This is a genomic window from Pseudomonas sp. GW823-FHT02C05, from assembly GCF_058797595.1.
In genome coordinates this window covers 1,973,352-1,999,333 of sequence record NZ_JBXAJU010000001.1, presented here as the reverse complement: position 1 = coordinate 1,999,333, position 25,982 = coordinate 1,973,352, and the positions used below count along the sequence as shown (strand labels likewise).

Sequence of the window (25,982 nt, the reverse complement as noted above, 5' to 3'; positions counted from 1 at the left end):
TTTTATGGGCTGCAGCGTAGCCGGCGGGTAATTATCCAGCCAATGGATAGTGGGAATGAGGATTATTCATAAGGCTGAAAATGCCCGGATAAAGCTCTAGGAAACGACAGCGAGGCGAATGAAAGATTGACGCCAGAATAGTGGCTATTTAGTATTTTGATATTGAATTGATATCATTTCTGCTCGCACTCTGCTTCTTTCTGGTTCCGTTTTGCCTGTCAGGCATCGAGGGGCTGCCAGTTCGACCCTGCTTGCCGAAATCAATTTTTCCTCGCCATGGGCCTTCAGGATGAAGGCTCCAGGGGCTTGTGCTCCTGCATTGCTAAGAGACTGACATGGACGTTCGCCACTTCACCTTCCTGGCCCAGCAACCCTCTGCTGTCCTGCAATCCCGTGATTCGTTCTGCGGCTTGTCCAAGCGCAGCCTGGCGTTCGTCCTGGCCAACATGATGTTCTGGCAGCCGCTGGTGGCGATGGCCGACGGCATCGTGGTCAACGGCAGCGGTACAACACTGGGACAGGCCGGCAATGGCGTGCCCATCGTCAACATTGCCACGCCCAATGGCAGCGGCCTGTCGCACAACAAGTTCAGCGACTACAACGTCGGCCAGCAGGGGCTGATCCTCAACAACGCCACCGGCCGCACCCAGGAAACCCAGCTCGGCGGGATCATTCTCGGCAACTCCAACCTGGGTGGCCGCGCGGCCAATGTGATCCTCAACGAGGTCAACGGCGGCAGCCCCAGCCAGCTCAAGGGCTACACCGAAGTGGCCGGGCAAGCGGCCCATGTCATCGTCGCCAACCCCTACGGCGTGAGCTGCAATGGCTGCGGCTTCATCAACACCCCCAAGGCCACCCTGACCACCGGCAAGCCGGTGATCGAGCACGGCCAGGTCCAGCGTTACCAGGTGGACCAGGGCAGCGTCGCCATCGAGGGTGCGGGCCTCAACGCGAGCAATATCGACCAGTTCGAAATCATCACCCGCAGCGCCAAGATCAACGCCGAGATCCAGGCCCGGCACCTGGCGGTGATCGCCGGGGCCAACGACGTCGACGCCAAGACCTTGAACGCTACGGCCCGCACCGCCAACCCGGCGGATGCACCGCAACTGGCCATCGACAGCAGCGCCCTGGGCGGCATGTACGCCGGGGCGATCAAGCTGGTGGGCACCGAGGCCGGAGTGGGGGTGAAGCTCGACGGCAAGCTGATCGCCAGTGGCGGTGATATCCAACTGGATGCCAACGGCCAGTTGCGCATGGCGGACGCCACTGCCGAGAAGGGCGCGGTGGCGATCAAGGCCGGCAGCCTGGAGGCCCAGGGCGCGGTCTACGCCGGCACCGATCTCAAGGTGCAAACCCGGGGCGACCTGAGCAGCCAGAAAACCCTCGCCGCCCGCGACAGCATCCAGCTGGACAGCGGTGGCCAACTGAGCAACCAGGGCATCATCGAAGCCGGGGTCAATGCCGATAACTCTCGCAACGCCAACGGCGATATCAGCCTCAACGCCCGGGATCTCGACAACCGCGGCAAGAGCATTGTCGCCAGCCGCGACCTGACCCTGAACACGGCCCAGACCCTGAACAACCGGGGCGGTACCCTTAGTGGCCAGCATCAGGTGAAGGTCAGCGCCGGTACTCTGGACAACCAGAACCAGGGCCGAGTCCTGAGCAGCGACAGCCTGGAACTGCAGGCCACCCAGGTGCTGAACCACAACGCCCTGATCACCAGCGACGGCCAACTCAAGGCCGAGATCGGCCACCTGGGCAATCGCCATGGCGAGCTCAGCAGCCTGAGCCGGGTTCGCCTGCAACTGGCGGCGCTGGACAACGTCGCCGGGTTGGTGATGGCCGGTGAAACCCTGGATATCAACGCCAGCGGGGCCATCGACAACCGTGGCGGTGCCCTGGGGGCGGAGCGCTTGCTGAAGGTGCAGGCCGCATCCCTGGACAACAGCAAGGCCGGTAACCTGCGCAGCGAGGAGCGCCTGGAGGTCCAGGTCGCCGGGCGTCTCGACAACCAGGACAGGGGCTTGATTCAGGCTACCCAGGCCATGGAAGTACAGGCCGGGCAACTGGACAACCGCAAGGGCAGGATTTCCGGCAGCGACACCCTGGTGGTGCGCGGCGAGAGTGCGGACAACCGCGGTGGGGTGATACATGCCGATCAGGCCCTGGGCCTGCACAGCCGTGACGTGGATAACCGCGACAAGGGCCGCCTGGAAAGCCGGACCGCCGTCACCGTCGAAGGCAACCGCCTGGACAACAGCGGTGGCCTGCTCAGCGCCACTTCAACCCTGACGCTGAACAGCGGCGAGGTGCTCAACCACGCTGGCCGCATCGCCAGCAAAGGCGAACTCCATGCCCAGGTGGACAGCCTTGCCCAGCATGGCGGCGAGCTGGTGGCCGAAGGCACTCTGCATCTGCAGGGCCAGTCCCTGGATAACCGGGACCAGGGCCTGGTGGCCTCCCTCAAGGCCCTGACCCTGGACGTCGTCGAGGTGGATAACCGTGGTGGTGCACTGTCGGGCCAGGGGGAAGTGCAGGTCAACGGCCAGGGGCTGAACAACAGTGATGGCGGCAAGGTCCTGGCGGACCAGCGCCTGCTGCTCCAGGTGGCCCGGGTCATCAACCAGAACCAGGGGCTGTTGTTCAGCAAGCAAGGGCTGACCCTGAGTGGCGACAGCCTGGACAACAGCGGCGGCCAGCTGGTGAGCCAGAAGCCGTTGCTGCTGACCCTGAGCGCAGCCCTGGACAACCAGCGCGGCCTGATCAGCGGCGAAGACCTGCTGACCCTCAAGGTTGGCAGCCTGGACAACCGCGGCGGACGCCTGACCGGTGCCCGGGCCCTGAGCCTCGACAGCCGCGGGGCGCTGCTCAACCAGGGCGGCTCGATCGTCGCCGAGCAGGGGCTGACCCTGGACAGCACCAGCCTGAACAACAGCGACAAGGGCGTGATCAGCGCCAAGGCCGATGCACGCCTGGGCACCGGCGCTTTCGACAACAGCCAGGGCGGCAGCCTGACCAGTGCCGGGCAGTTGACCCTGACCACTGCCCAACTGACCAACAACCAGGGCCGGATCGGCAGCGACCAGGCCCTCAATGCCAGCATCACTGGTCTGCAGCAGCAGGGCGGCGAGCTGTTCAGCAACGCCGACCTGACCTTGGACCTGAACCATGGCCTGCTGGACAACCAGGGCGGCAACCTGCACACCCCGGGGCAGTTGTTGTTGCGCAACCTCGACCGGGTGGACAACCGCAGCGGTGAAATCTCCGGGGCCAAGGCCTTCAGCCTCAACGCCCGGGAACTGGACAACGGTGCCGGCAAGCTCCTGAGCAATCAGGCCCTGACCCTGCGCATCGAGCAGGCCCTGGCCAACGTCAAGGGGCTGATCTCGGCTGCAGCCATCGACAGCCGCAGCGCCAGTCTGGACAACCGCGACGGCCAGTTGCACAGCCGTGGCGACAGCCAACTGCAGGTCAGCGGGCACGCCGACAACCAGGGCGCAATACTGCTGGCCGAAGGGCAGATGACCCTCAAGGCCGCCAGCCTGGACAACCGCCAGGAGGGGCTGGTGGGCGCCACCCGCGCCCTGGACCTGCAGGTCGGGCGACTGGATAACCGCGGCGGTGAAGTGTCGAGCCGGCAGATCGACCTGAGCGGCGAGCGCCTGGACAACAGTGACCAGGGCCGCCTGCTGGCCAGTGGTGACCTGACCCTGAAGGTGGCCCGGGTGCTCAACCAGAACCTGGGCCTGATTTCCGCGGACCAGGGCCTGAGCCTCAGCGGCATCGGCCTGGACAACCGGGGCGGGCAACTGGTGGGGGCCCAGCGCCTGGACCTGGAACTGGGTGAAGACCTCGACAACCGCAAAGGCCGGATCAGCAGCGAAGGCCGCCTGGCGATCCAGGCCCGCAACCTGAACAACGACCGGGGCAGCCTGTCCAGTGGTGGTGCCTTGCAGGTCAGCGCCGGGCAGGCCCTGAGCAACCAGGGCGGCAAGTTGTTGAGCGACGCGGGCCTGACCCTGGCCAGTGCCCGGCTGGATAACCAGCAGCAGGGCATCATCAGCGCCAAGGGCCGGCTGTCACTCACTACCGGAGCGCTGGACAACAGCCAGGGCGGCAACCTCAACAGCGGTGATGAACTGAGCCTGAACGCTGCCCAGGTCAACAACGAGCAGGGCAGCATCGGCAGCGCCAAGACCCTGACGGCCTCGGTCACCGGGTTGCAGCAGCAGGGCGGCAAGCTGTTCAGCAAGAGCCGCCTGAGCCTGGACCTGAACCACGGCACCCTGAACAACCAGGGCGGCCTGATCAATGCCCCCGGTGTGCTACTGCTGAGCAACCTCGGCGCGGTGGACAACCGTCAGGGGGAAATCTCCAGCCAGCAGGCTTTCGAACTGGCCGCCCGCAGCCTGGACAACAGCGCCGGGCAGTTGCTCAGCAACCAGGCCCTGACCTTGCGCATCGAGGGCGCGCTGACCGCGCTCAAGGGCAAGATCGCCGCCGCCGCGTTGCAGATCGATGCCGCTAGCCTGGACCACAGCGGCTCGCTGCTCAGCGACAGCGAACTGGACCTGCGGGTCACTGGCCCGTTGCGCAACCAGGGCCTGATCCAGGCCGCCGGGCCGCTGCAGATCAGCGCCAACGGCCTGGACAACCAGGGTGGGCGCCTGCTCGGCGGCACCCGTGTGGGCATCGACCTGGGGGCCCAAGGCTCGGACCTGGACAACCGCCAGGGCCTGATCAACACCCAGGGCGTGTTGAGCATTGCCGGGCTGCGGGACCTGCAGAACCAGGCCGGGGAAATCTCCAGCACCCAGGGCTTCAACCTGGCCGGGCGCAGCCTGGACAACAGTGGCGGCAAGCTGATCAGCCACCAGCAGCTTGGGGTCGAGGCCGTGAACCTGGGCAACCAGCAGGGCCTGATATCCGGCTGGCAGGGGCTCAAGGTCAGCGGCGGCAGCCTGGACAACCGCCAGCAAGGTACCTTGTCGAGCCTGCTGGGGGATCTGAATATCGACCTCAGCGGCGCCTTGCTCAACAGTGCGCAAGGCGGGCTGGCCAGCCAGGGTCAGCTGACCCTCAAGGCCGCGAGCCTGGACAACAGCGACAAGGGCATCGTCACCAGCAAGGGCGAGCAGCAACTGATCCTTGGCAGTGGAGGTTTGAACAACGCCCGGGGCGGGCTGATTGAAAGCAGCGCCAGCCTCGACATCGGCGCCGGCGACCTGGACAACCAGGGCGGCCGACTCAGCGCCGTGGGCGGCCTGAACTTCACCGGCAATAGCCTGAACAACCAGGGTGGCAACCTGCGCGGTGAAGGCGCGGTGACCCTCGATCTTCTGGGTGCCCTGGTCAACACCCAGGGCAAGCTGGCCGCCAGCGGCCCGTTGCTGCTCAAGCGTTCCAGCCGCATCGACAACCAGGACGGGCAGTTGGTCAGCCAGAACCTGATGACTCTGTTCAGCAACAGCCTGGACAACAGTAACCGCGGCACCCTGGCCGCCAACGGTGCGCTGCAGGTCAACGTCAGTGGCGAGGTGCGCAACCAGAATGACGGCCTGATCTACAGCCGCGACGCCGGCCTGAGCCTGAGCGCCGGCAGCCTGAACAATGCCAAGGGCGCGATCCAGAGCGCCAAGGCCCAGACCCTGGCAGCGACCGGGGGCATCGATAACCAGGGCGGCAAGCTGATTGCCGAGGATGGAGACCTGGACATTCAAGGCGCCAGCCTGGATAACCGCGCGGGTGTACTGTCCAGCCTCAAGGGGCTGTTCCAGGCCCGGATATCGGGGGTGCTGAACAACCATGGCGGCCAGGCCGAGGCCCAGCGCCTGGATCTGCAAGCCCTGGCCGGTTTCGACAACGGCGCCGGACGCATGGCGGCCAAGGGTGGCGACTTGCTGCTCAATGCCGGCAGCGCCGGGGTGGATAACAGCCACGGCGGGCTGTATGCCAGCGGGCGGGTCAAGGCCAGCGGCAATCAGCTCGACAACAGCACCGGGCAGATCAACGGCCAGCACATCGACCTGGATTACAACGGTTCCCTGGTCAACCAGGGCGGCCTGATTGAAAGCCGCGAGAGCCTGGCGCTGCGCGGCGCCAGCCTGGACAACCAGGGCGGCAAACTGCGGGCCCTGGCCCCTGGCGGCAAGACCGACCTGCAGATCGGCGGGCTGTTCGACAACCGCAACGGCCTGCTGGAATCCGCCAACACCGACCTGACCCTGGCGGCGTCGGGTTTCCTCAATCAGGGTGGCAGCCTGCTGCACCTGGGCGAAGGCAACTTCGATATCGCCACCGGCAACGTGATCAATGCCGGCGGCAGCCTGGTCACCCGGGGCGGGCTGACGCTGACCGCCGACAGCTGGACCAACAGTAGCGTGATCCAGGCCGGGCGCCTGAACCTCGACGTCAACCACTTCAGCCAGACCGCCGCTGGCCAGTTGCTGGCCAGCCAGCACTTGCAGGCCCGGGGCGGCAACTGGAACAACGACGGGCTGCTGGCCAGCGATGGCAGCCTGGACCTGCAGATCGGCGGCACCTATTCCGGTAATGGCCGGGTATCCAGCCTGGGCACCCTTGGCTTTGGCGCGGCCCAGCTCAACCTTGGCGCCGCGGGCAGCATCGCCGGTGGCGGCGGTACCCAGGTCACGGTCGCCGGGCAACTGAACAACGCCGGGCGCCTGACCTCCAACGCCGGACTCTCGCTGAATGCCGGCGGCGTGCTCAACACCGGCACCCTGGGCGGCGCCCAGGGCCTGAGCCTGACCACCCCGACCCTGGTCAACGACCACGGTTTCGTATTCAGCGGCCAGAACGCCAGCCTCAACGTCAACACCCTGACCAACAGCTATGGCGAGTTCTACAGCCTTGGCGGCCTGACCGTGGCCGGCATGGCGGCAGGCACCTCGGCCCAAAACCTGAGAAACATCTCCGGCAACATCCAGAGCGGCGGCGATATCAATATCGCTGCACTGGATCTGGTCAACGACCGGGAAAAATACGAAGCCAGCCAGCAGATCACCGATGGCCGCATGACCATCCGCTGCGTCCAGCACTGCGGCGGTGGCGCCAGTTGGGTCCGGGGGCCGGTGTTTATCTACCGGACGGTGGAAGGCGTGGTGACCAGCGACTCGCCGCAGTCGACCCTGAACGCGGGGGGCAACCTGACGGTCAACAGCACCAGCTTCCTCAACCGCTACAGCACCGTGTCGGCAGGCAATGACCTGAGCATCACCAGCGGCACCATCACCAACCAGGCCTCCCTGGTGGCGTCCGGTTCTTCCGGCTATGAAGTCGGCGCCGGGGTCAAGATCAATCGCGGGCTGTTCTTCCAGCTGGCCCGTGACGTGCAGGCCTATGACCGGGCGCACCCGCAGGGCAGTGCCTTCAACCAGGAGGACTTCGCCGCCCTGGTGGCCAAGTTCAACCCGGGGCTCTTCTATGGCATCGACCGGCCGGTAGAGACCTCGACCCTGAGCTCTTCGGCGGCGCCGGCCATCATCCAGGCCGGTGGCAAGGCCCGGCTCACGGCAGCCAACGACATCAGCAATATCAGCGTGGTCAAGAATGCCATCGCCGTGGGCGGTAGCACCCGCGACACGGCGGTGGGCGCCTCCAGCAAGCCGCTGATGGTAGTGCTCCACTCCCAGCTACCGCCGGATCTGGCGCAGCAGCAGGTCAACCCCCTGAGTCTGCCCAACTTCAGCCTGCCATCCGGGCAGAACGGCCTGTTCCGCCTGAGCGGCCAGGGCGGCGCAGCGCAGCCCTCGGCCCCGGCGCAGAGCTGGAGCATGGGCGGCGCCAGCCTGGAACTGAGCACTCGCCAGGCCGGTCCGGAGCCGGTCCAGCCCCGGGAACTGAGCAACCGGCCGCTGCCGCAAGTGGCCCTGGGCGCTCGCGACCTGAACCTGGTTGATCACCAGGCCACGGGCATCGATGGCCGCGCAGCGACGGTGCAGGTGAACGCCGTGGCCGGGGATTCGCCGGGGGGCGTGCTGCTGCCCACGGGCAGTGCTGGCAACCAGAGCGTCAACCGCGTCCAGGGCCTGCCGGACAGCAGTGTGCGCAGCAATCCGCACAAGTACCTGATCGAGACCAACCCGCTGCTCACCGACCTCAAGCAGTTCATGGGTTCGGACTATCTGCTGTCGAAACTGGGCTACGACCCGGACCAGAGCGCCAAGCGCCTGGGTGATGGTTTTTACGAGCAGCGCCTGATCCAGCAAGCGGTCACGGCCCGTACCGGCCAGCGTTTCCTCGATGGCCAGAATAGCGATGAGGGCATGTTCAAGTACCTGATGAACAACGCCATCGCCAGCAAGGATTCACTCAACCTGGCAGTGGGCGTGACCCTGACCTCCCAGCAGGTGGCGGCCCTGACCCACGACATCGTCTGGCTCGAAGAGCAGGAGGTGAACGGCGAGAAGGTGCTGGTGCCAGTGCTGTACCTGGCCAACGCCAACAACCGTCTGGCGCCCAATGGCGCGCTGGTCCAGGGCCGCGACGTGACCCTGATCGCCGGCAAGGACCTGGTCAACTCCGGGACCTTGCGCGCCAGTGAGAACCTCAGTGCCACGGCGGGGACTGACCTGATCAACGGTGGCCTGATCGAGGCGGGCAATCGCCTGAACCTGCTGGCCGGGGACAACGTGGTCAACCAGTCCGGCGGTATTATCGCCGGGCGTGACGTGACGGTCCGCGCCCTGGCCGGGGACGTGATCAACGAGCGCAGCATCACCACCTTCCAGAGCAACCCGGGCTCCACCACCCAGCGCCTGGACTACGCCGACAACGCCGGGCGGATCGAGGCCCGCAACGACCTGAATGTCGGTGCCGGTCGCGATATCAATAACATCGGCGGGGTGCTGAGCAGTGGCGGCGACACCACCCTGATCGCTGCGCGCGACGTCAACCTGGTATCGGCCCAGGAGCACGACAAGCTCACCCGCGACCGCTACCTCAACGAAAGCATCACCCAGCACGGTTCAAGCGTCAGCGTCGGAAGGGATCTGGCGGTCAGCGCCGGACGCGACCTGACGGCGGTCGCCAGCCAGATCGAGGCCAAGCGCAACATTGCCATGGACGCGGCGGGTGACCTGACCCTGGCCTCGGCGGCGGATGAGCAGCACAGCTACTCCAAGACCAAGAAGGTCACCCGCCAGGAAGACCATGTCAGCCAGGTCGGCACTTCGCTGACCGCCGGCGCCGATGTGGTCCTCAGTGCCGGCAAGGACCTGAGCCTGATCTCCAGCCGTATCAGCGCCGGCAACGAAGCCTACCTGGTGGCCGGTGACAACCTGGAGTTGCTGGCGGCCCAGGACAGCGACTACTCGCTGTACGACATGAAGAAGAAGGGCAGTTGGGGCCGCAAGAAGACCCGCCGTGACGAGGTGACCCAGGTCACCAACATCGGCAGCGAGATCACGACTGGCGGCGACCTGACCCTCAAGAGCGGCGGCGACCAGAAATACCAGGTGGCCAAGCTGGAAAGCGCCAAGGACCTGACCCTGGACAGTGGCGGCGCGATCACCTTCGAGGGGGTCAAGGACCTGCACGACGAAAGCCACACCAAGAGCAATAACAATGCCTTCTGGAATTCCTCCAAAGGCCGCGGCAACACCGATGAAACCCTGCGCCAGAGCAGCCTGGTGGCCGGCGGCAGCCTGACCATCAAGGCCGTGGAAGGCTTGAAGATCGACATCAAGCACATCGACCAGAAAAGCGTCAGCCAGGCCATCGACGCCATGGTCCAGGCCGACCCGCAACTGGCCTGGCTGAAACAGGCCGAGGCCCGGGGCGATGTGGACTGGCGCCAGGTCAAGGAGATCCACGAGTCCTTCAAGTACAACAACTCGGGCCTGGGCCCGGCAGCGCAGTTGATCATCGCCATCGCCTTGTCGGCGGTGATGGGGCCGATGATGGCCGGGATGAACACCATGCTCCAGGCAGTGTCGGTCAGTGTGGCCACCAAGGCCACGGTCAGCACCATCGACAACCGCGGCAACCTGGGCAAGGTCCTCAAGGACGTGACCTCCAAGGAGAGCATCAAGGGCTACACAGTGGCCGCAGCCACCGCCGGAGTGGCCCAGGGGTTGAACTACAACCCGAGCGCCATGGGCCTGGATGCCAAGAGCCTGCAGACCGTGGCGGTCAAGGTCACGGCCGATGCCCTGATCAAGACTGCGGTCTATGGCGGCAGCTTCAAGGACAACCTGGCGGCTTCGGCAGCCGGAACTGCGGCCAGCATCGGCGGGGCGTATGGCGCCGGCAAGATCGGCGACCTGGGCCTGACCGAGGGCGGCCTGGCGAAAATCGCCCTGCATGCCGGGCTTGGCGGCCTGCTGTCTGAAGCCATGGGCGGTGATTTTCGCACCGGCGCCATCGCCGGTGGTGCCAACGAGTTGCTGGTGGGGGTGCTGGGGGACAAGCTGCTGCCGGACAACCTGATCCCCGGTTCGCCGGAGTACATCCAGGCCCAGGCCAACCTGATGGCCCTGTCGCAGATTGTCGGCGTACTCGGCGCGTCGGCGTCCGGTGGTGACATGAGCATCGCCTCGGCGGTGGCGGCCAATGGCACTCAGTACAACTACCTGACGCACCAGGCCTTCGATGAGGTGGGCAACTGCCTGTCGGGACGTACCTGCTCTACCGATGAGCAGAAGAAGGCTGCGGTGGCCAAGGCCGAGAAACTCAGCGAGTGGCTGGACTCGGAAATGCGCAGCCTCTGCGACAAGGCGCCGACCAGCGACAGTTGCCGCGCGGCGGTCAATGCCTCGATCAAGTACGTGGCCATGAAGGATGCCTGGAACATCATGAACAAGGATGTGACCCGTTCCTCGAAGAACACCTTCGACTATCTCTACAACACCGAAGGGGCTGCCGGGCGCCTGGTGACCTACTTGAACACCATCGACAACCGGGCCAATTTCTTTGGTGCCAGCCATGTCTACGAGCAGAACATGGGGATTGGTGCCAAGTGGTTCGGTGGGGCGGAAGAGGTGTCCAGGGCCGGTTGGACCGGCCTGGGAGCCGACGATAACCTCTCGTACATAACCTTTGGTGTCGGCCGGCTGATGGCGCCGGTCTATGACTGGCGCAAGGCAGCCGGGGATGCGCTGATCACCGGTGGCTTCGAGAACTTCAAGAACCTCTACAACAAGGCCACCAGCGATCCGGTCGCCTGGGACATCAAGCAATTGAAAGGCGAACAGACTATCCTGCAGCCGATTCATGAGCAGTACATGGGCGACCGGAGTGCATTCACCTGGCTTTCCGGGCTGGTGACCGATACGTCGATCATGCCCGAGATAATGATCGGTGATCGAAAAGGAATGGATGGCGGCGTGGATATTCTGGATTACAAGTCCCGGGTGGAGTTTGGCTGCAAATTGCTGGGCTACTCCAAGAGCCAGGGCTGTGCGCCATGAGTGCGGCGGCTTACCCGCGACGCCGGGTGTTCATGGCGTTTTTCTTCTGCCCGCTGGTGTTGGGGCTGGTGTTCGGCGCCTTCAAGTTCGTCACGCTGCTGGCCCACCTGGCCAGCAACCCGCGATTGCTGGGGGAGGTGCGGGGGGGCGAGTTGCTGCTGATGCCGGTGCTTGCACCGCTGGTGGCCCAGGTGGCGTTTCTGCTGCCGTTCCTGGTCTTCGCCCTGGGGGTGACGCTGATGAAGGTCTACCACAGCCCGCGCGCCTGTGCGGTGCTGGCCCTGGTGGGCGCAAGCGTGGCCAGCCTATGGGCGCTGATCTTCATCGCCCTGGTGGTCCATGGCGTGAAGAAGGCACAGTTCGCCGACTACCAGGTGGAGATGCTGGTGCTATTCGTGGCTGCCTGCCTGACCTGCTGGCTGGCGGCGCGCCTTTTCCTGCCCGAGAGCAATGCTGGTCCAGGGGTTGCTGACTGACCCCTTGCTCCGGCTGCCGTTATTGACAGCCGGGGCTGGCGCCGCGAATTATCCAGCCCCTGGATAATTTCGATGGGCATTATTCATGAAGCTCAATGTGCAGCGCCTGGACCTCAACCTGTTGCGGGTGTTCGACGCCTTGATGCAGGAGCAGAACCTGTCCCGGGCCGCGGTACGCCTGAACCTCAGCCAACCGGCGGTGAGCAATGCCCTGGCGCGCCTGCGCCGGCACCTGGACGAGCCGCTGTTCATTCGCACCGCCCGCGGCATGCAACCCACCTCCCGGGCCCTGAGCCTGCATGTGGCCGTGCGCCAGGCCCTGCACCTGTTGCAGCAGGGCCTCGATCCTGCTGCGGCGTTCGAGCCGGCGGCGGCCCAGCAACTGTTCACCTTGTCGATGAACGATTACGCCCAGGCGCGCCTGCTGCCGGCCCTGTCCCGACGCCTGCAGCAGGTAGCGCCCGGGGTCCGGCTGGCGGTGCGCAGTGACAGCGCCGATGCCATCGCTGCCTGGCTCGGTGCCGGGATGCTCGACCTGGCGGTGGACTACCTGTATTTCGACAGCCCGGACCTGTGCTACCAGCCGCTGCTTGAGGAGCAACTGGTGGTGATCGGCCGTCGCGACCATCCGGCCTTTGCCCCGGAACTGAGCCTGGAGGCCTACCAGGCTTGCCAGCACGTGGCGATTCCCGATCGGGGTGGGCGCGGCTCGCCCCTGGAAATCGTTCTCGGCTCGGCCAAGGTCCAGCGCCAGGTGCAGGTGTTCGTGCCCAACTACCTGAGCATTCCGCTGATCGTTGCCCAGTCCGACCTGCTGGGCACCGTGCCACGCTACCTGGCGGAGCATTTCTGCGCCTTGCTGCCGATCCGCATCGCCAGCCTGCCGCTGCTGGCGGCGCCGGTGCAGGTCAGCCTGATCTGGCATCGCCAGCAGCAACAGGCGCCGGGCCTGCAATGGTTGCGCAGGGAGATTGCGGCCATTGCCAGTGCTCCATAGTCGCCATGCACTCCGGGTAAACGGGGCGCTGCCCAGGAGGGGCCGGCCTCGGTCGACCAGCTCTGGCTCCGGAATTTCTTGAGAAAATGCTAAGTCTCAGAAATTTCCTACTTCCATTGGCGAAGTGTCTTGAACTCAGTTGAGTTCAATTTGGCTAGCATGGTTTTTTATCCGGAGCCGCGGTGATGTCGACGCTGAGCGTACTGTTGTTGTGTTCGAACGCTTTTCGAGTTCGACATTTTTCAAGAATTCTCGCGTCTTGCGGTTTTGCTCGGGTACAAGTGATCAGCGATGACTGCGACGGCGCTCAGTTCCCGCCCGCCCTGGATGAACTGGACCTGGTGATCTGCGACTCGCTGCACTCCCTGAACGCCATCCCCTACCTGCGCAGGCTCTGCGAGCACCACGGCTTTTTCTCGATGATGGAATGCGAAGCGCTGCAAGCGCCGATCCGTTGGGGGCTGGCGAACTTTCGCGTGCGTTCCGGCAAGTACTGCGTCGGCAGTTACAGCGAGCTGGACACGCTGCAGATCAGCGCCTTGCTGCTCAAGGCGCTGGCCATCAAGCGTACGGTGAAAGGCCATGCACGTGACGATGCTCCAGGGGCGGCGGGAGCTGGTTGCGCCAACAACGACTGGGTGGCCGAACTGGATGTTTCCCAGGCCCTGGAACAGCGGCAGATCGTGCCTTTTTTCCAGCCCCAGGTCTGCATGAAGACCCGGCGGATCACCGGCGTCGAAGTCCTGGCCCGTTGGCAGCATCCTCACAAGGGGGTGCTGGGGCCGCAGTTCTTTCTCGACCTGTTCGACAGCCCGCAGGGCCATCGCCAATTGTTCGATTGCCTGTTGCAGCAGGGCCTGGCGCTGCAGCGGCAGTTGCAGGGCCACGTCAGCGGCGATGCCCTGATGTTCTCCTACAACATTGAGGCCAGCCAGCTGAGCGATCCGCTATTCGCCTTGCGGGTGTTGCAACAGATCGACGAGGCGCAGGTGCCCACGCGCCAGGTGACCCTGGAGATCACCGAGCGCCAGGCTCTGGTCCTGAGCATGCAGAGCATCGAGAACATCAGTGTGCTGGTGCACAGTGGCGTGCGTCTGTCCCTGGATGATTTTGGCACCGGGCATTCCTCGATCATGCGCCTGGCGGACATTCCCTTTGGGCAGCTCAAGCTGGACTCCGGATTTGTCGCCAACGCTACGGGGGCCAAGGAAACCCGGATCATCGAGGCCATCGTGGGGATGGCCGGTGCGCTGAACCTGGAGCTGGTGGCCGAAGGCATCGAGACCGAAAAGCAACGTGCGCACCTGCAGCGCCTGGGTGTCGATGCGGCCCAGGGCTTTCTGTTTCACAAACCGATGAATGCGGCCGCCCTGATCCGGGTTCTGACGTTGAGCCGGCCGCCGCAGCGACAGCTCAGCCAGAGCTAGGATGCAGCGCGGTCACTGCGTCTTGAGCATCACATAGGCTTCACCGCCACGACGGTCGTGCATGAGGATGAAGGTCTGCCCGTTGAGGGTGATCTTGCTCGGTACGCTCTGGGCCACCGGGGTGCTGGAGAACTTGCCGGCCACGCTGAGAAATTGCTGGGTCAGCGAGCTGTCGTTCTGGGTCGGGGTGGTGATCGCGCATTCCTTGTTGGCCTGTATCTGCACGCCCAGGCTTTGGTCCTCGTTCATGCCCATCTTGGCGAAGCCGGCATCGGTCAGGTCACTGATGCCATGGTTGCGCGCGGCGGTCTCGGCGCCGGCGAAGGACGGCGCGGACTTCAGGCAGATATCGCGAAAGGCCAGGATGCCGGCGGAAGTGATGGTGGGCTCCGGGTTGATCTCCCGGGTCACGCTGGAGCAGGCGCCAAGCAGCGCCAGGGCGGTGAGGGTTGCGGCAAGTGGTGCGGTGCGGGGCAGAGTGCTCATGGAAATCCTTGGAAGCAGACGGCAAGGGGGGCGGGGAGGGTTCTTGCCGAATGAGGCATCGGCGCCCTGGCAGGGTAGGCAGGGGCATCGTTCAGATCAATCTTTTGTGTGAAAACCGCGTGTTGAACGGTTCCGGGGCGCTGCGGCTGGCGCAGTAATTGCCTGCCTCATGGCTCAGTTCAACGATGGGGCCTGCGGCCATGCAATTACGAGCGTTGCGTTACTTCCACGAGGTGGCCCGGTGCGCCTCCCTGCGTCAGGCGGCGGAGCGCCTGTACGTGACCCCCACCGCAGTCAGCCGGCAGATCGAGCAACTGGAGCACTTCTTCGGCACCGCGCTGATCGAGCGCGGGCCCCGGGGCATTCGCCTGACCGTGGAGGGTGAATGCCTGGCCGAGCAGGTCACTTCCACCTTGCGCGGCTTCGACCAGGTGCGCGATGTGATCGCCAGCCGGCAGAGCCAGGTAGCGGGTAACGTCAGCATCCATGTGTCGGAAAGTATCGTTTCCAGCGTGCTGGCGCCGGTGCTGGCGGCGTTCAACCGGGCCCATCCGAAAGTCACCTTCAACATCGTCATCGCCAGTGCCGGCGCCACTCTGGATGCCCTGTGCAGCGGCGAGGCCGACCTGGGCCTGGCGTTCTACCTGCCGGAACGGGCCGAAGTGGAGGTGACCGCCCACTGCCAACTGTGGCACCGGGTACTGGTCAGCGCCGAGCACCCGTTTGCCCAGTGCCCGAGCATTCGCCTGCAGGATCTGGAGGGCCAGCCCCTGGCGATTCCCGACTCGGCCTACGGCGTGCGCCAGGCCCTGGAGGGCGCGGCGAAAAAGCGCGGAGTGAACATCCTTCCGGTATTCACCACCAGCTCCCTGGAGGTGCAGAAAAGCCTGGCCCGCCAACGTGCGGCAGTGCTGATCCTGCCCCAGGTGGATGCCGAGGCCCGGGATCTGGGGGATGGGCTGGTGGCCGTGCCGATCGACGACCAATACCTGGAGCGGATCCGGGTGGACCTGTGCGTGGTGCGCAACCGGCCCTTGTCGGTGGCGACCCTCAGGTGCCAGGAAATGCTTGTCCGGGCGATGCAACGCCATAGCCTGGCGTAGGAGCGGGCTTGCCCGCGAAAGCGTTTCCAAGAGCGCTGCACGGCTTACGGACCTCTTCGCCGGCAAGCCGGCTCCTACGGAGGAGGGGCGGTGGTCAGAACAGGTTGAACGGAAAATTCCCCACCAGGCGGAACTCGTCATAGCTGCCGTCGATCTGCCCGCCGCTGGCGCGGTGGTTGTAGACGATGGTGCGCAGCACCGCATCCTTGAGCCGTCCGGACTGCACCACATAGGCCAGCATCAGGCCGTTTTCGTTGTGCTTGGCGCCGTCCAGGCCGCGCACGTTGTAGCCGCGGTTGCGGCCATCGCGATCGCCGTCGTAGTGCGTGCCGTCGATGCCCCAGCCCTTGGCGTGCCACAGGCTGGCGCTCAGCCCCGGCACGCCGTAGGCGGCAAAATCCAGGTCATAGCGCAACTGCCAGGACTTTTCATTGGGGCCGTTGTAGTCCGAGTACAGGGAGTTGGCCATGTAGTTGCCGGTGGACTCCCAGATGTAGTCGAAGTACTCGTTGCCGAACACTTGCTGCCAGGCCAGGGTCAGGCTGTGGGCCTGATGGCTGCCGGTCAGCGCCAGACTGAAGGCGTCGTTATCGATGTAGCCCAGGCGCTGCTGGCCCTGGTCCCGGGTGTGGTAGTAATTGAACGCGGTCTTCAGCGCCAGCCGGCTTTTGTCCCCGGCGCGGTGGGTCAGGCCCAGGTAGTACTGGTCCCACGTGTTCTCGAAGCGCGAGGCATAAAGGCTGCCTTCCAGGCCCAGGCCGGGCTTTACCGTCGCCCCCAGGTAGCTGATGCGCTCGCCGCTGTAGGCGCGGTTGCCGAAGGTGGTGGTCAGGCGTTCGCTGCCGGTGCCGGTGCGCGGGATGGCCCGGTCGAAGCTGCCGGCCTGCAGCGACAACCAGTCGGTTTCATGGCTGTACAGGCCCACGCCCTGGAAGCTGGAGGGCAGGGCGCGGTTGTCCTTGTAGCGCAGCACCGGGTTGTCGGTCATCAGGCGCCCGGCCTTGAGTTCGGTGTTGGACAGGCGCAGGCGGACATCGCCGATGCCCAGGCGGCTCCAGGTGGGCAGGGCATCGCCGTCACTGTCCACCAGCACTCGGTCGCCGCCGTTGGCCACCCGGCCGTGGCCGCGCTCCAGGTTCACTGCGCTGAACAGGCCGGCGTCCACCCCAATGCCGATCAGCCCTTGGGTATAGCCGGAGCTGTACTTGAGCATGCCGGTCTGTACCCAGGTTTCCCGCACCCGGGTGCGCTGGTTGCCGTCCGGTTTCTTGATCGTCAGGTAGGTGTCGCGTTGGGTGTGCTGGTTGGAGTAGTAATGGCGCAGGTTGAGGTCCAGGCTGCTGCCTTCGATAAAGCCCGGGGCCTGGGCCTGCTGGCTTGGGCGCGGGTTGTCCTGGGCCAGCAGGGGGCTGCTGGCGCTCATGGCCAGGAGGCAAAGTACGAGCTGTTTCATGTCGCTTCCCCACAAATCAAAGGCGTCGAACCTCCGCCCGACCGCGGTCATGCGCGGCCGGCAGGGTAGAGGAAGACGCGGTGCCGGAAAAGAGTTTTGGGCAGTGAGGCGAATGCTCAGCGGGCGCGGGCTTCTGCGAGCCGTTGGCCGGGGTTGCTGCGCCCGGGTGCTTGCGGGCGGGTTTCCTTGGCGAACCAGGCGGCGGTCAGGCACACCAGGTTGGCCACCAGCAGGTAGCCCACTGGCGACATCGGGTTGCCGGTGGTGCCGATCAGCCAGGTGATGATGATCTGCGCCGTACCGCCGAAAGCCGCCACGCCAAAGGCATAGACGATGGAGAAACCGGTGGAGCGCACCGCCTTGGGGAAGCTCTCCACCAGCAGCACGATCAGCGCCGCGCCGCTCATGCCGTGCAGCCCGGAGAGCACCGCCAGGGTCAGCAGGAAGGTCGTCGGGCTGGGGTGCTCGGTCATCAACTGCAACGCCGGGAACAGCACCAGCAACAGCACCACCCGCGGCGCCATGAGGATGGTGCGGCGGCCGAAGCGGTCGCAGAGCATGCCGCCGGCAATCGCACACACCGCCATGGCTGCGCCGGCCACCAGGGTCGAGAGCATGGAGATGCTGGTGGGCAGTTTCAGTTCGGTGAGGGCGAAGGTGGTCATGTAGTTGATGAAGTACTGGGTGATGGTGCTGCCCGACAGAATCAGCAGCCCCAGCACCAGCGCCCGGCGATGCTCGCCGAACACCTGGCGCACCAGGCTGCCGGTGCTGGCTGTCTCACCCTGGCCGTGGAAGGTTTCCGCCAGGTTGCGGCGGATGTAGATGCCGATTGGCAGCACCAAGAGGCCGAACACGAAGGGCACGCGCCAACCCCAGCTGTTGAGGTCCTCGGGGGACAGCACCTGGGTCAGGGTGTAGCCCACGGTGCCGGCGGCCATGGCGGCCACGCCCTGGGCCACCACCTGCCAGCAGGCGTAGGTGCCGCGTTTGTGGGCCGGCGCGGCTTCGAGGATGTAGGTGGTGGCGGGGCCGGCTTCTCCGCCCCAGGCCAGGCCCTGGATCAGCCGAGTGAGCACCAGCAGGATCGGTGCGGCGATGCCGATGCTTTCATAGCTGGGCAGGATGGCGATGCTGCCGGTGCCCACGGCCATCATCACCAGGGTCAGGAGCATCGCCGGCTTGCGCCCGACGCGGTCGGCGTAGGCACCGATCAGCACGGCCCCCAGGGGCCGCACGATAAACCCCACACCGAAGGCGGTGACCGACAGCATCAGGCTGACAAAGGCGCTGTCGGAGGGAAAGAAGGTGTGGCCGATCATCACCGCAAAGGTGGCGTAGACCCCGAAATCGAAGAACTCCACGGCGTTGCCGAGGATCACCGCAAACACACTGCGCTTGCCTCCCGCTGCATTGGGCGTTTCGGGCTCGGGTGTGGCGGATGGATTGGACGCTTGGCTGTGCATACTGGCCCCTCGAATTTTTATTCATAGGTTGCCCAGGCCCCGGGCGGCAAGGCCCGGGGCTGGGGTGAAGGTGGCAGTTTCGGTGTGTCAGTGGGACGGCGGATTTGGCCAGCTGTGGATTGCTCCGCGCCAGCTCTCATAGGTCTTGGCCACTTGCAGCAGCCATTGATCGGCAAAGCGCGGGGCGATCATCTGCAGGCCGATGGGCATGCCATCGGCGGCGAAACCGCAGTTGATCGACAGCGCCGGTTGTTCGCCCATGTTCCAGGGCAGGGTGAAGACGATGTGCTCGAACGGCTGCTGCGGATCATTGCTCGGTGACGGCCACTGGGCGGGAAAATGGTTGATCTGGTTGGTGGGTGACAACACCAGGTCGAACTCGCTGAACACCTGGGCGGCGCGGCGACGCATCTCGAAGGTCTGGTTGAAGCCCAGCACCGCCTCGACCCCGGACAAGTCGGCCCCCGGCGCCGCCCAGTCGCGGATATAGGGCAGCACCTTGGCGAACTGCTCGGCACCCAGGGCCGAGAGTTCCGCCCATTGTCGGGCGCGCCAGAAGCGGTCGAGGCCGTCCAGCTGAGCGCGGTCCATGATCGGCGCCAGGGTACGGACCTGGGCGCCGTGGCTCTCGAACAACCGCGCGGCCTGTTCCACCGCCGCGCAGACAAAACCTTCCGGCTGCAGCCCCGCGCCGGGTTCCAGCATCAGGCCGATCTTCAAACCGTTGACCGACACCGGCTCATCGCTCCAGTCGCCGGTCAAGGGCGGCAGGCTGGTGGCGTCCCGGGCATCGGGTCTGGCCAGGTGGCGCATCAGCAGCACCGTATCCTCGACGCTGCGGGTCATGGGCCCGGCGCAGCGTCCGGTGTAGTAGGGGTCGATGGGAATCCGCCCCAGGGTCGGCTTGAACCCCACCAGCCCGCACCAGGCGGCCGGCAGGCGCACCGAGCCGCCGATATCGGTGCCGATGTGCAGCGGTCCATAACCGGCGGCCGCTGCGGCCGCGGCACCGGAACTGGAGCCGCCGGTATTGCAGGCGGTGTTCCAGGGGTTGCGGGTAATGCCGTGGAAGCTCGACAGCCCCGAAGACAACATGCCGAAATCCGGCACCGTGGTCTTGGCCAGGATGATCGCCCCGGCTTCACGCATCCGCGCGGCGGGTGGAGCATCCTGCAACGCCGGCTTCAGTGTGGTGGCCGCGCTGCCCAGCGGAATCGGCGTGCCTTGGGTGGCGATCAGTTCCTTGATCGTCACTGGAATCCCGTCCAGCGGGCCGTTGGGGGCGCCCTTGTTCCAGCGCTCGGTGGCGGCCCGGGCCTGCAGGCGCACCTGCTCCGGATCGAAGGCGTAGAGCGCACGGATATGCGGCTCCCAGCGCCCGATATGGGCCAGCAGATGCTCGTAGTAGTCCAGTGGCGAGAGGGTGCGGCTGGCGAATTGCGCCAGCAGCTGGGTGGTGGATAGATTGTGCAAATCAGTCATCGAACGCATCCTTGTGTCGGGCGTCAGTCGGGTTGCTGATGGCCCGACTGTATCGCTTCCACCCTAGCCCAACCATCACAAAGGACGCAGCCTGGTGTTGCGTTTTTGTGAGCACTGCAGCGGCGTATCCCTCGGCCCGATTGAATACGGCCCCACCCAATCGCGACGTTCTGTAGGAGCGGGCTTGCCCGCGAAGGCGGCCTCAGGGTTTGCACAAGACTCGCAGGCCTCTTCGCCGGCAAGCCGGCTCCTACGGGATTTCGCGCGATACAGGAATCAGGTGTAGGAGCGGGCTTGCCCGCGAAGGCGGCCTCAGGGATTGCACAAGACTCGCGAGCCTCTTCGCCGGCAAGCCGGCTCCTACGGGATTTCGCGCGATGCCGGAATCAGGTGTAGGAGCGGGCTTGCCCGCGAAGGCGGCCTCAGGGGTTGCACAAGACTCGCGGGCCTCTTCGCCGGCAAGCCGGCTCCTACGGGATTTTGTGCGGGTCAGTGTCGCAGGACGGGGGCTTGGGGGTGGGGGCTGGGGAACGCTTGTTCATAGGCCCGGCACAAACGCAGCACTTGCTCATCGGCAAAGCGTGCGCCGACTACGTGCAGGCCCACGGGCAGGCCGTCGTCGGCAAAGCCGCAGGGCAGTGACGCCGCCGGTTGCTGGGTCAGGTTGAAGGGGTAGCTGAAGGGCGTCCACTCCATCCATTCCCCCAGGCCCGAGCCCGGTGGGACGTTATGTCCGGCGGCGAACGCAGTCAGGGGCAGCATGGGCGAGAGCAGCAGGTGGTAGCGCTCATGGAAGGCGGCCATGTGGGCCACCAGGGCGGCGCGCGCCTCCAGGGCGGCGCTGTAGTCGCTGAGGCTGATGCCTTCGCCCTGTTCGGCGATGCGCAGCAGGCCCGGGTCCAGCAAGGCGCGCTGGGCGGGGCTGAGGGCTGCGGTCAGGCGCGCCGCTCCGGAGAACCACAGGGTATTGAACATCTCCAGGGGATCACTGAAACCGGGATCGACCTGCTCGATCTGTGCCCCCAGTTGCGCCAGGCGCTCCACCGCCCGGGCCACCACTCGCGCCACTTGCGGGTCGACCTTGACGTAGCCGAAGTCCGGGCTGTAGGCGATGCGCAGGCCCTTGAGGCTGGCATTTTCCGGTAACCAGGGCGTGCTGCGCGGCGCGCCGAGCAGGCCGTCACGGGCATCCGGGCGGGCCACGGTCTGCAGCATCAGCACGGCGTCATCGACGCTACGGGTCATCGGCCCCAGGTGCGAGAGGATGTTCATCGCGCTGGCCGGCCACTGCGGCACGTAGCCGAAGGTCGGCTTGATGCCGAAGGTGCCGGTGAAGGCGCAGGGAATGCGGATCGATCCGCCAGCATCGCTGCCCTGGTGCAACACGCCGAGGTTCAGCGAGGCCGCCGCCGCTGCGCCGCCGGAGGAACCGCCGGCCGTCAGGCGGGTGTCCCAGGGGTTGCGAGTGATGCCGTACAACGGGTTGTCGGTCACGCCTTTCCAGCCGAATTCCGGGGTGGTGGTCTTGCCCAGCAGCACCGCGCCGGCCGCGCGCATGAAGCCGGAGAAGGGTGCATCGACCTCCCAGGGGCCGGTGGCCGCAGTGGTTTTCGAGCCCTTGCGGGTGGGCATGCCGCGGGTCAGGGTCAGGTCCTTGATCGACGCCGGCAAGCCGTCCAGGGCGCCGCAGGGCTGGCCCTTGAGCCAGCGCTGTTCGGAGGCCCGTGCCGCGTCCAGGGCCCCTTGGTGGTCGATATGGCAATAGGCGTTGACCAGCGGATTGAAGCGCTCGATACGCGCCAGGGCGTCTTCGGTGACCTCCACCGGTGACAGGCGCTTGTCACGGTAATGGCGCAGCAGTTCGACGCCGCTCAAGGCGGCGATGTCAGTGGCTTGCTTCATAGCGATTGAGCTCCTTGAGCGGCATTGACCATGGCCCGCAGCAGGACCGCGCAGCCGTCGGCCAGGTCCTGGGGCGCGGCGTTTTCAATTTCGTTGTGGCTGATGCCGCCCTCGCAGGGCACGAAGATCATCCCTGCCGGGCCCAGCTCGGCGATGAAGATCGCGTCGTGCCCGGCGCCGCTGACGATGTCCATGTGGCTCAGCCCCAGGTGCTCGGCGCCCTGGCGCACGGCGGCCACGCAGGCGGGGTCGAAGTCCAGCGGCGGGAAGTCGGCGGTGGCGGTCAGCTCGAACGTTAGGCCGTGCTGGCGACAGCTGTCTTCGATCACTTGGCGCACTTCATCGACCATGGCTTGCAACCGATCGGCGTGCAGGTGGCGCAGGTCGAGGGTCATCTGCACCTGCCCGGGGATCACGTTGCGCGAGCCCGGGTGCAGGCTCAGGCAGCCCACGGTGCCGCAGGCATGGGGCTGATGGGCATGGGCGATGCGATTGACCGCGCTGACCACTTGCGCCGCGCCCACCAGAGCGTCCTTGCGCAGGTGCATCGGCGTCGGCCCGGCGTGGGCCTCGACCCCGCTCAGGGTCAGGTCGAACCACTTCTGGCCCAGGCAGCCCATGACCACGCCAATGGTGGTCTGGCGGTCTTCCAGCACCGGCCCTTGCTCGATATGCGCTTCGAAATAGGCGCCCACCGGATGGCCGAATACCGCACGCGGACCGGCATAGCCGATGCGCTGCAACTCGGCGCCCACCGACAGGCCCTGTTCATCCTGCTTGGCCAGGGTGTCGGCGAGGTCGAACTTTCCGGCGAACACCCCCGAACCCATCATGCACGGCGGGAAGCGCGAGCCTTCCTCGTTGGTCCAGACCACCACTTCGATCGGCGCCTGGGTTTCCAGGCCCAGGTCGTTCAGGGTGCGGATCACCTCCAGCCCGGCCATCACCCCGTAGCAACCGTCGAACTTGCCGCCGGTGGGCTGGGTGTCGATATGGCTGCCGGTCATTACCGGGGCGCGGGTCGGGTCACGCCCGGCGCGGCGGGCGAAGATATTGCCGATGCCGTCCACGCTGACGCTGCAGCCGGCCTCTTCGCACCAGCGCACGAACAGGTCCCGGGCCTGCCGGTCGAGGTCGGTGAGGGCCAGGCGGCACACGCCACCCTTGGCGGTGGCGCCCAGTCGGGCCAGGTCCATCAAGGACTGCCAGAGGCGCTCGCGGTTGATCAGCGGGGCATTGCTGTGCAAGGACTGCAGTGGGTCCAGTCGACTGTTCATGGCATTTCTCCCGTCAGGCGCTCAGGGCCAGGTAGCGGTTCTTGATGGTCGGGTCGGCGCGAAACTCGGCGGCGCTGCCCTGGTAGACCACGCGGCCCTGTTCGAGCACGTAGTGACGGTCGGCGAGCTTGTCGCAGACCATCAGGTTCTGTTCCACCAGCAGCACCGGAAGGCCGCCTTCCTTGAGGGTGCGCAGGATCTTCACCAGCTCGTCGACGATCACCGGCGCCAGGCCCTCAGTGGGTTCGTCGAGGATCAGCAGCTTGGGGTCATTGAGCAGGGCACGGGCGATGGCCAGCATCTGCTGTTCGCCACCGGACAGGGCGTGGCCGGCGTTCTTGCGGCGTTCCTTGAGCCGCGGAAACATTCGGTAGATGTCGTCCAGCTGCCAGCGGCTGGCCTTGCGTTGGGCGATACGCAGGTTTTCCTCGACGCTGAGCAGGCGAAAGATGCCCCGGTGTTCCGGCACCAGGGCCAGGCCCTGGCGGGCGATCTCGAAGATCTTCTGGCCCACCAGTTGCTGGCCGTTGAAGTGGATCTGGCCCTGGCGCGGGCAGATGATCCCCAGGATGCTGCGCAAGGTGGTGGTCTTGCCCGCGCCGTTGCGCCCCAGCAGGGTCACCAGTTCACCGGCCTCCACCTTGAGCGAGACGCCTTCGAGCACGTGGCTCTTGTCGTAGTAGGAATGGATGTTCTCGACGGTCAGCATCAGGCGGCTTCTCCCAGGTAGGCGACACGCACACGCTCATCGGCGCGCACCACATCCGGCGTGCCCTCGACCAGGATCTGGCCGTGGCTCATCACGGTGATGCGCTGGCTGATGGACATGACGATGCTCATGTTGTGTTCGATCAGCAGCACCGTGTGGTCGCGGCCCAGGTCGCTGATCAGTTGGGTCATGATCGGAATATCGTCGATACCCATGCCCGAGGTGGGCTCGTCGAGCATCAGCAATTGCGGCTTCGAACAGATCGACATGCCCACTTCCAGCACCCGTTGCTGGCCGTGGGACAGCTCGCCGGCCAGGGTCTGGGCCCGGGCCGTGAGTTGCAGGCGCTCCAGCACCTGGTCGGCCACCTCCAGGTGCTCGCGGCGGCTGTCCACGTGGCGCCAGAAGTTCAGCGCTCCCAGGCCGTCTCGGCCCTGGGCGGCCAGGCGCAGGTTCTCCCGCACGCTGAGGTTCTGGAACAGGCTGGTGAGCTGGAAGGAACGCGCCATGCCCAGGCCGACCCGGCCGTGGGCGGGTTTCTTGATGATGTTCTTGCCGTTGAAACGGATGGCTCCAGCGGTGGCCTGGCGTTCGCCGGTCAGGCAGTGGAACAGGCTGGTCTTGCCGGCGCCGTTGGGGCCGATGATGGTGTGGATGGTGCCGGCCTCGACCTTGAGGTTGACCCCGTTGACCGCGTGGAAGGCACCGTAGGCCAGCTCCAGGTTCTGGGTTTCCAGCAGGTACTGCGCAGGCTTGCTCATGAGCGTTTCTCCTCGGCCAGCAAGGCCGTCTTGCGTGAGCCTTTGAGGCGTTCCACCAGGCTCGACAAACCGCCCCACAAACCGCCGCGCATGAACACCACCACCAGGATCAGGATCACCCCCAGCAGAATCAGCCAGCGTGGCCACAGCTCGGAGAGGAACTCGCCCAGCAGTACGATGGCGCCGGCGCCGAGCAGGGAGCCGAACAGCGAGCCGGTGCCGCCGACGATGGTCATGATCAGGATGTTTTCCGACATCGCCAGGTCGATGTTCGACAGCGGCACGAAGTGCAGGAGCATGGCGTACAGCGCCCCGGCAATCCCGGTGACCGCGCCGGAGAGCATGAACACCAGGATCTTGAAATGCCGGGTGTCGTAGCCGATGGCGGCGGCGCGGGTTTCGTTCTCGCGGATGGCCATCAGGGTGCTGCCGAACGGCGAGGCGATCACCCGCCGGGCACCGATGAAGATCAGCAGGAACAGCACCGCGACAAAGCCGTAGAAATAGCGGGCGTCGGCCAGGGACAGCAGCACCGTGTCACCGATGCGGATCTCCGGGCGCGGCACGCTGAGCAGGCCGTTGTCGCCGCCGGTCCAGTCGCTGAGGGTGTAGGCGATGAAGTAGGCCATCTGGCTGAAGGCCAGGGTCAGCATGACGAAGTAGATGCCGGTGCGGCGGATCGCCAGGGCGCCCACCAGCAGTGCCAGCAAGGCTCCCACCAGCGCCGCGCCGAGCAGGGCACTGAACAGCCCCAGCTGCAGATGGATCATCAACAGGGCGGCGCAGTAGGCACCGGCGCCGAAGAAGATGCCCTGGCCGAACGACAGCAGCCCGGTGTAGCCCAGCAGCAGGTTACAGGCCAGTGCGGCTAGGGCGAAGATCAGGATCTCGCTGGCCAGGGTCGCCGACGGCAGCACCAGGGGCAGGCCGATCAGCACCGCGATCACCAGCCACAGCAGGCCGCGCGATTGAGTCTTGGCAAAGGGCAGGGGATTTTTCTCGCTCATG

Annotated in this window: 14 protein-coding genes; 5 read left to right on the top strand and 9 right to left on the bottom strand. The window is 65.6% G+C overall.

Translation table 11 applies throughout. The annotated features are described in order from the left end of the window. Nucleotides 1–335 precede the first annotated feature (335 nt). The 4 genes from AC1RGE_RS08885 to AC1RGE_RS08870 all read left to right on the top strand — a co-directional run bounded on the left by AC1RGE_RS08885 (nt 336) and on the right by AC1RGE_RS08870 (nt 14,335). Nucleotides 336–11,435 (top strand): two-partner secretion domain-containing protein, encoded by an 11,100-nt coding sequence (locus AC1RGE_RS08885; protein ID WP_492584024.1) that lies wholly within the window; start codon nt 336–338, stop codon nt 11,433–11,435. Continuing rightward, entirely contained in the window at nt 11,432–11,911 is a 480-nt protein-coding gene (locus AC1RGE_RS08880; RefSeq protein ID WP_227454146.1) for a hypothetical protein, read from the top strand. Before AC1RGE_RS08885 ends, AC1RGE_RS08880 begins: the two co-directional genes overlap by 4 nt. A gap of 85 nt (nt 11,912–11,996) precedes the next feature. Next, complete coding sequence (bsrA, locus tag AC1RGE_RS08875) at nt 11,997–12,908, top strand: LysR family transcriptional regulator BsrA (RefSeq protein WP_019095452.1); 912 nt, start codon at nt 11,997–11,999, stop codon at nt 12,906–12,908. Between the two features lie 281 nt (nt 12,909–13,189). Further along, nucleotides 13,190–14,335: an EAL domain-containing protein gene (locus tag AC1RGE_RS08870; protein WP_401260309.1), complete on the top strand. Its 1,146-nt coding sequence runs from the start codon at nt 13,190–13,192 to the stop codon at nt 14,333–14,335. A gap of 12 nt (nt 14,336–14,347) precedes the next feature. Here the strand turns inward: AC1RGE_RS08870 and AC1RGE_RS08865 are convergent, their stop codons facing one another. Next, a complete protein-coding gene (locus AC1RGE_RS08865; RefSeq protein WP_015636104.1) occupies nt 14,348–14,821 on the bottom strand; it encodes a hypothetical protein in 474 nt (157 codons plus the stop codon). Between the two features lie 200 nt (nt 14,822–15,021). Here AC1RGE_RS08865 and AC1RGE_RS08860 point away from each other — a divergent pair, with 200 nt between their 5' ends. Continuing rightward, complete coding sequence (locus AC1RGE_RS08860; protein WP_015636103.1) at nt 15,022–15,924, top strand: LysR family transcriptional regulator; 903 nt, start codon at nt 15,022–15,024, stop codon at nt 15,922–15,924. A gap of 94 nt (nt 15,925–16,018) precedes the next feature. Here AC1RGE_RS08860 and AC1RGE_RS08855 read toward each other — a convergent pair whose 3' ends face one another. From AC1RGE_RS08855 to AC1RGE_RS08820, 8 genes are all read right to left on the bottom strand, one after another. Then, nucleotides 16,019–17,377 (bottom strand): OprD family outer membrane porin, encoded by a 1,359-nt coding sequence (locus tag AC1RGE_RS08855; protein WP_492584022.1) that lies wholly within the window; start codon nt 17,375–17,377, stop codon nt 16,019–16,021. 116 nt (nt 17,378–17,493) lie between these two features. Then, the gene (locus AC1RGE_RS08850; protein ID WP_011061958.1) at nt 17,494–18,843 is read right to left on the bottom strand and encodes a citrate-proton symporter; all 1,350 of its coding nucleotides are present in this window, start codon (nt 18,841–18,843) and stop codon (nt 17,494–17,496) included. A gap of 87 nt (nt 18,844–18,930) precedes the next feature. Continuing rightward, the gene (locus AC1RGE_RS08845) at nt 18,931–20,325 is read right to left on the bottom strand and encodes an amidase (protein ID WP_019096127.1); all 1,395 of its coding nucleotides are present in this window, start codon (nt 20,323–20,325) and stop codon (nt 18,931–18,933) included. A gap of 489 nt (nt 20,326–20,814) precedes the next feature. Further along, on the bottom strand, nt 20,815–22,227 hold the full coding sequence (locus tag AC1RGE_RS08840; RefSeq protein ID WP_492584020.1) for an amidase: 1,413 nt from the start codon (nt 22,225–22,227) through the stop codon (nt 20,815–20,817). Then, on the bottom strand, nt 22,224–23,504 hold the full coding sequence (locus tag AC1RGE_RS08835; protein ID WP_103289987.1) for a Zn-dependent hydrolase: 1,281 nt from the start codon (nt 23,502–23,504) through the stop codon (nt 22,224–22,226). The genes AC1RGE_RS08840 and AC1RGE_RS08835 overlap by 4 nt, the downstream gene beginning before the upstream one ends. Before the next feature lie 13 nt (nt 23,505–23,517). Beyond that, entirely contained in the window at nt 23,518–24,213 is a 696-nt protein-coding gene (locus tag AC1RGE_RS08830; protein ID WP_123472714.1) for an ABC transporter ATP-binding protein, read from the bottom strand. Continuing rightward, complete coding sequence (locus AC1RGE_RS08825; protein ID WP_011061953.1) at nt 24,213–24,974, bottom strand: ABC transporter ATP-binding protein; 762 nt, start codon at nt 24,972–24,974, stop codon at nt 24,213–24,215. Before AC1RGE_RS08825 ends, AC1RGE_RS08830 begins: the two co-directional genes overlap by 1 nt. Then, complete coding sequence (locus tag AC1RGE_RS08820; protein ID WP_041118906.1) at nt 24,971–25,981, bottom strand: branched-chain amino acid ABC transporter permease; 1,011 nt, start codon at nt 25,979–25,981, stop codon at nt 24,971–24,973. The genes AC1RGE_RS08825 and AC1RGE_RS08820 overlap by 4 nt, the downstream gene beginning before the upstream one ends. Nucleotide 25,982: the final 1 nt, after the last annotated feature.

What these genes read in the sequence shown, in the direction of transcription:
- AC1RGE_RS08850 (WP_011061958.1), bottom strand. Translation starts at nt 18,843, where the DNA reads ATGCACAGCCAAGCGTCCAATCCATCCGCCACACCCGAGCCCGAAACG.
- AC1RGE_RS08865 (WP_015636104.1), bottom strand. Translation starts at nt 14,821, where the DNA reads ATGAGCACTCTGCCCCGCACCGCACCACTTGCCGCAACCCTCACCGCC.
- AC1RGE_RS08825 (WP_011061953.1), bottom strand. Translation starts at nt 24,974, where the DNA reads ATGAGCAAGCCTGCGCAGTACCTGCTGGAAACCCAGAACCTGGAGCTG.
- AC1RGE_RS08840 (WP_492584020.1), bottom strand. Translation starts at nt 22,227, where the DNA reads ATGAAGCAAGCCACTGACATCGCCGCCTTGAGCGGCGTCGAACTGCTG.
- bsrA (WP_019095452.1), top strand. Translation starts at nt 11,997, where the DNA reads ATGAAGCTCAATGTGCAGCGCCTGGACCTCAACCTGTTGCGGGTGTTC.
- AC1RGE_RS08835 (WP_103289987.1), bottom strand. Translation starts at nt 23,504, where the DNA reads ATGAACAGTCGACTGGACCCACTGCAGTCCTTGCACAGCAATGCCCCG.
- AC1RGE_RS08845 (WP_019096127.1), bottom strand. Translation starts at nt 20,325, where the DNA reads ATGACTGATTTGCACAATCTATCCACCACCCAGCTGCTGGCGCAATTC.
- AC1RGE_RS08855 (WP_492584022.1), bottom strand. Translation starts at nt 17,377, where the DNA reads ATGAAACAGCTCGTACTTTGCCTCCTGGCCATGAGCGCCAGCAGCCCC.
- AC1RGE_RS08830 (WP_123472714.1), bottom strand. Translation starts at nt 24,213, where the DNA reads ATGCTGACCGTCGAGAACATCCATTCCTACTACGACAAGAGCCACGTG.
- AC1RGE_RS08820 (WP_041118906.1), bottom strand. Translation starts at nt 25,981, where the DNA reads ATGAGCGAGAAAAATCCCCTGCCCTTTGCCAAGACTCAATCGCGCGGC.
- AC1RGE_RS08860 (WP_015636103.1), top strand. Translation starts at nt 15,022, where the DNA reads ATGCAATTACGAGCGTTGCGTTACTTCCACGAGGTGGCCCGGTGCGCC.
- AC1RGE_RS08880 (WP_227454146.1), top strand. Translation starts at nt 11,432, where the DNA reads ATGAGTGCGGCGGCTTACCCGCGACGCCGGGTGTTCATGGCGTTTTTC.
- AC1RGE_RS08885 (WP_492584024.1), top strand. Translation starts at nt 336, where the DNA reads ATGGACGTTCGCCACTTCACCTTCCTGGCCCAGCAACCCTCTGCTGTC.